General features: G+C 33.9%; 4 protein-coding genes, 1 rRNA gene and 3 pseudogenes. 2 read left to right on the forward strand and 6 right to left on the reverse strand.

Features of this window, described 5'->3' with window-relative positions; translation table 11 throughout:
- Nucleotides 1-93, forward strand: a 5S ribosomal RNA gene (gene rrf / locus ABH960_RS29230); the annotation flags it as partial.
- 14 nt (nucleotides 94-107) lie between these two features.
- Here the strand turns inward: rrf and ABH960_RS29235 are convergent.
- From ABH960_RS29235 to ABH960_RS29250, 4 genes and pseudogenes are all read right to left on the reverse strand, one after another.
- Nucleotides 108-1,182 (reverse strand): annotated as a pseudogene (locus ABH960_RS29235) (glycosyltransferase WbsX family protein).
- Nucleotides 1,183-1,397: 215 nt separating this feature from the next.
- A pseudogene (locus tag ABH960_RS29240) lies at nucleotides 1,398-2,270 on the reverse strand (class I SAM-dependent methyltransferase).
- Between the two features lie 26 nt (nucleotides 2,271-2,296).
- Nucleotides 2,297-3,019 (reverse strand): class I SAM-dependent methyltransferase, encoded by a 723-nt coding sequence (locus ABH960_RS29245; RefSeq protein ID WP_404449928.1) that lies wholly within the window; start codon nucleotides 3,017-3,019, stop codon nucleotides 2,297-2,299.
- Nucleotides 3,020-3,223: 204 nt separating this feature from the next.
- A complete protein-coding gene (locus ABH960_RS29250) occupies nucleotides 3,224-4,018 on the reverse strand; it encodes a sulfotransferase family 2 domain-containing protein (protein ID WP_404449930.1) in 795 nt (264 codons plus the stop codon).
- Nucleotides 4,019-4,320: 302 nt separating this feature from the next.
- On the opposite strand from ABH960_RS29250, the gene ABH960_RS29255 reads away from it, so the two are divergent.
- Nucleotides 4,321-5,280, forward strand: coding sequence for an NAD-dependent epimerase/dehydratase family protein (locus ABH960_RS29255; RefSeq protein WP_404449934.1), 960 nt, complete (start codon nucleotides 4,321-4,323; stop codon nucleotides 5,278-5,280).
- 40 nt (nucleotides 5,281-5,320) lie between these two features.
- On the opposite strand, the pseudogene ABH960_RS29260 reads toward ABH960_RS29255, so the two are convergent.
- Nucleotides 5,321-6,098 (reverse strand): annotated as a pseudogene (locus tag ABH960_RS29260) (class I SAM-dependent methyltransferase).
- Between the two features lie 66 nt (nucleotides 6,099-6,164).
- Entirely contained in the window at nucleotides 6,165-8,096 is a 1,932-nt protein-coding gene (locus ABH960_RS29265) for a glycosyltransferase (protein ID WP_404449932.1), read from the reverse strand.
- Between the last annotated feature and the right edge of the window lie 427 nt (nucleotides 8,097-8,523).

An 8,523-nucleotide genomic window follows, 5' to 3' on the forward strand; every position in this document is an offset into this window, starting at 1 on the left:
CACACCCGTTCCCATACCGAACACGGAAGTTAAGCTCTCTAGCGCCGATGGTAGTTGGGACCTTGTCCCTGTGAGAGTAGGACGTCGCCAAGCAACTTTAAGACGAGTCAGAATGACTCGTCTTTTTTGTATGCTTTCATACCTCTGTTAATTGCCTGCTTAACTCCTTCTAAATAGGCGAATCCATGCCTTTTATCTGGTTCTAAGTAAGTACCTTCTGCCCATTCATTCCACGCATTAATAAATAAAAACTCGCTGTTGTAAAGAGAATAGGTACGCTGGATTTGTTTGCTTAAGTATATCGTGAACTTCCTAGGGGTAGAACCTAGGAAGATACTGCTATTTAAGTCTTTGCGGCGTGCTGTATTGTCCCAGTCAACAAAGGCACCAGGAAATGTTTTTTTCTCTGGAGGAGATCGCTTTAGTATATACATCCACACTTTATCATAATCCCAAGCGTTTATTTGTTTACCAGACTCATATATTGTCTTATTTATGTCTGAAGAGCTATCATGAGCAATTGTATAAAAAGGCTCGAATTGAATGCTAGCATCAAATCCATTTATATTAGGAAGTGGAAAGCTGTTTAATGTTTCTGCAAAGTATATACCTTTCAAACCATTTTCTTGTGCGAGTGTATTCCAGTAATGAAGCATTTGTTCACAATGAGGGATATGCCCGGGACGATAAATAATGAATAGTGGTTTATCGTCTATACGGATATATCTCTCATCTTGGAAAGCTTGCAATAAATACTCAAAGTGTTCTTTCCAATCCGATAATTCTCCATAATTTTGAGGCATTAATATGTGACTATCAAGACCATCCCAAGTTTTTGTCCACGGTTCATTTGCCCAAGAAAGGCAAAATGGAAAATCTGGTTCCTTCATCAAGTACCTCATTAAAGGGTGCCTCCAATAGCCTCTTCCCTTTAAACCAGTAATGGTAATAACAAAAACCATATATGCCATGTGCTTTGGCGATTTCTGCTTGCCATTTTCTTACGGATGGGGTGGTTAAGTCATAATAAAAATCTTGGTAAGGTTCTCTAGGTTGGTAATGTCCTGAAAATAAAGGTCGTGCACTTTTAGTATTTGTCCATTCAGTAAACCCTTTCCCCCACCATCGGTCATTTTCTTTTATTTGATGAAACTGTGGTAAGTAAAAAGCGATTATTTTCAAGATATATCCCCCTTATGTTCTTCGTAGTTCAAGTGGTGGGAAGTTACTTTTGATTTTTCGAATCTAGTTAAAACATGAGATATGTTATTTACTTACTGTATTTATGCTGCATAATGAATTCTTTTGTGCAGTTTGCTTGATATGGAAATCTTTGATGATTTAATATATACGGCTGAGATACAAAATGATCTTCATTATACAATGAGCGAAAAGAGTTAATCTTTTTGGAGAACAAATAGAGCTTGGGGTAACCGGTTTGTATCATCAAAAAAGTCCCGTAGCTTTAAATACTTCTCATAGTGGTTTTTAATATAAGTTCTAGGTATAACGGTTTCCCCATAGAAGCTACTGTTTCTAACGTCTCCAGCTCCCGTAGGGCTGTGGATAAAATTGCCGCTTTCATAATCCGAGATGGCACGATTTATATCTGGAAAAGCTTGAGATAAAGTTTTATGCCACCCAGTTTGAATTAATTCAGGGTGTTCCTTGAATTGTTGACAGAAATCGAGAAAATAGCGTGCTTGTGTTGTTGCGATGAAGATTCCACCTGGACGAAGAATTCTTGAAAACTCCTTTATCCAATTTTCTGCGGTTTCTTCGGATAAATGTGAGAATACAGAATAAGCGAATATGATATCTAATGAATTGTCATTAATAAATTCTACAGGAGGTTGTGGGGGAGCTATTTTATACCTGCCTCTTCCTAACGTTTCGTTGCAAAGTTTAATCATTGCAGGATCTACATCAATACCAAGTAAATTTTTATGGCGAACATCTTTGAAAAAGAAGCGTATGATTCTTCCCCATCCGCAACCAAAGTCTAAAATTTTCCGTTCTTTATTCAAGGGAACGCCTAAATTATGGGCATATGTTTTTACAAGGCTATAAAACAAATATGCTTCATAAAGAGCATGTTCATAGGAAGTACCTACAAACTGTTGTTAAATTTCTTCGGAGGGGAACATAGGTACTGGGATGCCATTTATCTTTGTTTGTGAGCAACTTTGTATAAATAGATTAAGAAGTTCAACATCAGAAAGCGGGCTAACAAGGTTATCAAAATCACTTCCTAACTCAAAGTTATTCATTTGTTAACCTCCATATTATATAGTGCCTAAAAATCATTTTCGTGTTTTTTACTAATAAAAACATGTAGAAATTCAGCATCTAACCCCAGTGATCTATCCTTTTGTAAATAAACAATGGTATACATATTTGCATGTGTATAAATATATTCAATCATATCTTGACCCCAATCAAATGTTACTAAAGACCCGTTCTCATCAATAGGATTACCATGATAAATTGGCTCCTCAATATATTCGATTCCTTCTTTATTGATTCTTGCTCTTTGTAAAGTCTTTGTGAGTGTATGATACCAAGGGACAGTAAACACATGAGCGCCGCCAGGCTTTAATACACGCTCTATTTCTTTAAAGGCTTTGTTTGGCTCCATTACATGTTCAAAGACATCTTGAGTAATGAATAAATCAAAAGATTCATTTTGAAAAGTCATGTCTTCTAAGTTCTCGCATCTAATCCCTTGAAAGTATTGGCCGAGAGGGGAGTTTTTAAAGTATTGAGAATATGTATAGTTTTTGCAGTTTTTTATTAGTAGTTGAGTTGTAATTCCTCCAGGAGAGGATTCGTGGATATGATAGGAACCCCATTTTGGAAAAAATGTATTTAAAACATGAATTAGAGCGCGCTGCCTTGGTATAGAGTGGCATGTAGAACATAAGTAGTGATCTCTAAGCCAATCATTATGCTCTATAAATGTAGCTTTCTTCTCACAAATAACGCAATATCCATCATTGTGCTTCAAATTACCTTCCACATGACATCACTCCTGTGTAAAAAAATGCATATGACACACACGTCAACAATCAGCGAAATGAAAGAGAGTGGGTGGAAATTAGGGAACTCATAAAAGTGAGATTGGTAGAATGGAATAATTAGCGGGAGAGAACCCCACGCTAATTAAAGTTTCACTTTATGCTATGCGATACATTCGCTTTTATTCATTGAAGAATGTATCGACTTAGAATATCCCTTTTGTGTACGGATATATTTCAAAGTCTTGTGCATATATTTCTGTAACTAAATCCATGGTTTCTTTATCATAAAAGCTTTCATATGTTGGAAAGCGGGGGAAGGATGTATCTGTAATGCTAAGTTCTGCATAGCTTCCCGTATAAAGCATCTTATGAGCACGATGATGATCTGAATTTATAAGAAGCGCTAAATTTGATTTAGTCAAATCGCACGTGTGTTCTATCTTGGTGATTTGTGTATTAAAATGTTCTAAAGGAATATAGCATTGGATGAAGTTTTCTTCACCTGGGACGTATTGCTGACTAAAATGTATATCTATTGCTAGGGAATTAGAACCGAATGCTTGAACGTAATATAAAAATTGTTTAAATGATATTCCTTGATTACTATATTTGTCATTATAAAAATAATGCCGGATACTTTCCCATTGAGGGCTAGCATATGGATTGTCAGCAAGCAATAAAAAGGAGCTGACCGCCCTTGTATAGGGGTTTCGCACAAGTTTATAAACATCTTTTTTTGCTTCTAGAAGACCATTTTGTAACTCGGGTATGTAATTTGTGTTGTTTTTATACACCCAGAATTCATAGTAATGAATAAAGTCATGGTATTTCTTTGCTTCAGGAAATAATCCAATTTGAAAAAAGAACCAATTAGCTAAAGTAGTACATCCGCTTCTATGGCTCCAGAATAGTATAAGTGGAAAGTCTTTATGGAAATGTGGGATTCGATCTTTATGTAGGATTACATGATTTAAAAGCTCTTGATTTACATTCTTCATACATGTAGTGCTCCTTTTTGAAAGTTTTATTTATGGAGAAGGTTTTTAAATAGAATAAACGAGAATATGAGAAGGCAAGTTTTTACTAATCCAATATATTCATGGGAATGAGTAAATATTATGAGTGTTTTTGCGGTCATCTTAAATAAGGTATCGATTCTAAAAGGAAAATATAAAATAAAGATAATGAAAATTTATAAGGGGCATACAATTATAAGAGAATGAATAATAGAGGTGACCAAGTTCGTTTATTTGTATTTCTAGGTGTGATAAGCAAAAATCTTATTACTAGAGAGGATATTATGAGGAAGAATAATTATTTAATAGTAGGTGGAAATAGTTTCATTGGTATAAACCTCGCATTAGGTTTATTGAAACAAGGTCAAAATGTAAAAGTATTTTCCAGACATATAAATAATTTCCCTCAAAATATTATAAGTGAGGTTGAATTTATTAAAGGTGATTTAGCGAATGTTAAAGATATATATAAAGCTTTAGTGAGTGTGGATATTATTATTTATTTAGCTGCAACTTCTAATGTAGCAACTTCTAATGTAGCAACTTCAATTGAAGATGTTTTCGGAGATATAAACAGTAGCTTTTTTTTTCTTAACTTCATGGAAAGTGTTAAAAATTTTCCTGTTAAAAAAATTGTATTAGCATCTTCTGGAGGCACGGTTTATGGTGAACCGGAATATTTACCTATTGATGAGGAACATCCATTAAAACCACTTTCTCCTTATGGAATAACAAAAGTATCGCTTGAAAATTACTTGTACTTTTATAAGAAAAAATACGGAATTGACTATGTTGTATGTAGATATTCTAATCCATATGGAAAATATCAAAATCCTTTAAAGAAAGTTGGGGCAATAAATTGTTTTTTGTATCAGCATCTCAGTAATGACAAGATCAATATATATGGGAATCCACAAGAGATTATTCGAGATTATATTTATATCGATGATTTAGTTGAAATCACTATACAACTATCACAATTAAATCGTTTGAAATCTTGTGTGTATAACATAGGGAGCGGAAGGGGTCTCTCTTTAAAGCGAATTATAGTAGAATTGGAGAAATTAACGGAAAGAAAAGTGGACTTTACCTGCTATAAACAAAGGCAAGAAAATGTTCAAAAAATCATTTTAAATATAGATAGAGTAAGACGAGAATGTAATTGGGAACCGAAAATAGATTTCAAAAGTGGAATTAGATTAAATAAGCTATGGATTGAAGAGTTCTTATATAGTAAAAAATAATAAGCCATGCCCTACTTTTGTATCAGTAGAGCGTGGTTTATTATTTTATTTCTTTTTTTATTACCCAAAGGTCTTGATGTTCCCACCAAAAACCTTCAGTGTATTTTTTGATGACAGGGTTATAGGGTAATAATTTAATTTTGTCACATACGTAAGAGGGACTAACGATCGTTTGCCCGTATTGATGAACATCTAAATCCAATTGTTCACTAGAAGGGAGAAACCAATAACCCTGTTTATTTAAATCTGGAAAGCTGAAGTACTTTTTACTTTGATAACCATGAGTTGTGAAAATGAGTAAGCCTTCAGGAGAAACAGCATTATACAATGTTTGAAGCCAACGAAACCAAGTTGTATCAGGCATATGAGAAAAAAAAGGATAGACAAAAGACGATATCATACGTAGACGAGGCCAATTTTACTTGTTCAGGTTCAGGGTGAGATAAGATAGAAGAAGTATTTAATGTGTTTTCAATAAAAGTAATAGCCTCTTCATGTATATCACAGGTAGTTATACTTAAGTTCGTTTGTGGGTTTAATAAATGACGTGTTACGCAGCCATATCCGGATGCGAATTCTAATAATTTAATTGGAGTGTCTATAGGGGGATAAAAGGAAGTAATTAAATCTAAAAGTGTTTCTGCGGATTTTCTCCCATCTTGAAAATAATAATCTATCGCTTCTTTTTTAGATGGGAAGACTGGATTAGTGACAAGGAATTGAAAGATATGATCCTCTGGATGGATACTTGCATTTACATTGTATTTGTGTGCAATTTGAGAAAGCAAATCTTTATTTGCTTCTATAAATTCTTTCAAAGAGTAACCCCCCTTAAATGATAGTAACGTTTTACAAGAGATACTGATGGCGAAGAAAATATATCATTAAATCTTCAAATATGCTTTAAGGTACTTTCTATATGTGTACATTTTCTTTTTTGAAATGTCGTCGATAGTAAAGGTTTCTTTAATGAAATTCTGCATTTGTACAACTTCACTGTAATGGGAATATGAATCTTCTGTTCTCGTTACGCTATTTGTATGTCGTCTATGATAGTTTAGCGGTTTTGGATTGAAATAAATGTTCCCCTCTTTAAGAATAGAAACATAGAAAAACCAATCACCAGCTACTTTAAACTTTTCTAATTGTTTTTCTGTAGTTTTTATATCTATGTTTTTAAAAACTACACTTGAGACATTAGGTATGGTGTTTTTGATAAGTAATGTATCTTGTATTTCATCTATCCCTTTTCGGAAATAAGAACTTTTCCATTTTTCTTTATCAATATCATTTGTGTAATCTAAATAATGATTGGCTAGGATATTTCCTTGTTCATCTATTTGTTTTGATTGTGTGTAGCTTAAGGTAACATCACCATTTATATGAAACCCTTGTATTACTTCTTCTAAAAATGTCTGATCACATAAGTCATCGGCCTCTGCAATCCAAATATAATCACCGGTTGCTGCAGAGATGCCTTTTATCCATTGTTTAAATACAGAACCAGAGTTTTTATCATTAATAATCTGCTGAACTTTTAGGTGGGGCTTATTTTCGTTTGAGAGCAGCTGTTCAAATATAGATACGCTATTGTCAGTAGAGGCATCGTCTAGGAAAATTAGTTCGTAAAGGGGATAGGTTTGGTTTAATATGGATTTAACTCGGTCAGATAAGTATTTTTCGTAATTATAGTTCGGTATGATTACGCTTATTTTTTTGTAATTATGATCAAGTAGGTTTAACAGTTGATAAATGTAATGAAGAAAGTTGAAATCTTTTTCAATAAGCTCTTGGCCAAAGCGCCCTTTTTGTAATCGTAAGTCTTCATCTCCAATAAATTCATATATTCTTTCCAGCACCTGCGGTAAATTTAAAAAATCTACTAAGGCGCCAGTTTGTTCCGTAACAACATCTTCAAAACCTCCAGCGTTTTTAAACCCTATAACAGGGACTTTTGTATCTAATGCCTCTAAAACAACGTTTGGAAAAGGATCTTCTCTTGAAGTTAATAAATATAAATCAGCCCCGGCGTTATATAAACCGATATCTGGAGTAGGCTCAACTAATGTGAAATGTGCTGTATATCTTGGGGATAGCGTGTTAAAGAAATGAACATCTGTTCTCCCGACCCAGATAAAATGAATATTCGTATGAACCTTTCTTACTGAGTAAGCAATAAGTGAGAATAAATCTATCCCTTTCCGATGATCAGCGAAACCTACTCCTAAAATGATTTTGCTATCTAGAGGCAGGTTGTGTTTTTTTCGTAATTCGCTTCTAGCTTTTGCAATATTGCTCTTATAAGGATTGTGGTTAAACAAGCCTTGAGGGAGGATGTGACATTTTTGATGATCTAATTGGGTGATTGTACAGAATTTTTCATACACGGACTGTGAAGGGAAGACAATTTTGCAAGCAAACTGGGCAATGTTTCTAGCTTTTCCCTCGGCAGAGTACTGTTGTATTAAATGCGGCAATTCATGTATTAATGAAATAACTTTTATATTGTGTTTAGCTAGTAATGCAACTATATCACCACTTATGACGGTACTACATATGGCGATGGTATGGTCTTGTGATAGTAACTTCTTTATTAATAATTCGACTCTTTTTTCTGTTGGGTAGTCTTCCTCTAGGCAATAAACAGGACCATACTTTTGAAAATCGTGGATTAAAATGCCCGTTCCAATAGAAATAATTGCGACGGAGTAATGAAAGTTTTCTTTAAGAGCTTTAATAGTATGTAAAGAAAGCAGCTGTGCTCCGTGGAAATGGGCATCATGGGATACATAAATGATCTTCTTATTAACCTGCATTTCATAACGCCTCCTAAGTTAATTAGATTTTTAGTAAATGCATGGTGTATTTATAATTCCTAGAGAGAAGTGGTAGGAGATAATTGTGAATGCAGCTGGAATGTACTCGAAATAAAAAGTGCTACCTTTAATATATATTTGTTTGGCTTGCTATTCATTCTTTAGAAAGGTGTAAGTAAGAAAGTATAAACTGTCGATTATGAAAGTGATTGCACCAGTTTATTAATCTCTAGGAACGGAGTATAAATGAAGAAGGTTCAATACCCTTTAGAATTTATAAAATAAAAAGGATAAAAGGTATTGACGATTAGGATATAGAGGTGTAATATAGAACAAGTCGCCGATAGCAACAACGCAGAAAGCGACAAAAGAAATAAAAAAACTTGGTTGACATTGAAATATGAAAATGTTAACATAAGGGAGTCGC

The sequence above is a fragment of the Bacillus sp. RC252 genome (assembly GCF_044909215.1).
Taxonomy (GTDB): Bacteria; Bacillota; Bacilli; order Bacillales; family Bacillaceae_G; genus Bacillus_A; species Bacillus_A mycoides.

Excerpts from the sequence above, each read along its gene's own strand:
- ABH960_RS29250 (WP_404449930.1), bottom strand. The coding sequence starts at position 4,018 with ATGAAGAATGTAAATCAAGAGCTTTTAAATCATGTAATCCTACATAAA.
- ABH960_RS29255 (WP_404449934.1), top strand. The coding sequence starts at position 4,321 with ATGAGGAAGAATAATTATTTAATAGTAGGTGGAAATAGTTTCATTGGT.
- ABH960_RS29265 (WP_404449932.1), bottom strand. The coding sequence starts at position 8,096 with ATGCAGGTTAATAAGAAGATCATTTATGTATCCCATGATGCCCATTTC.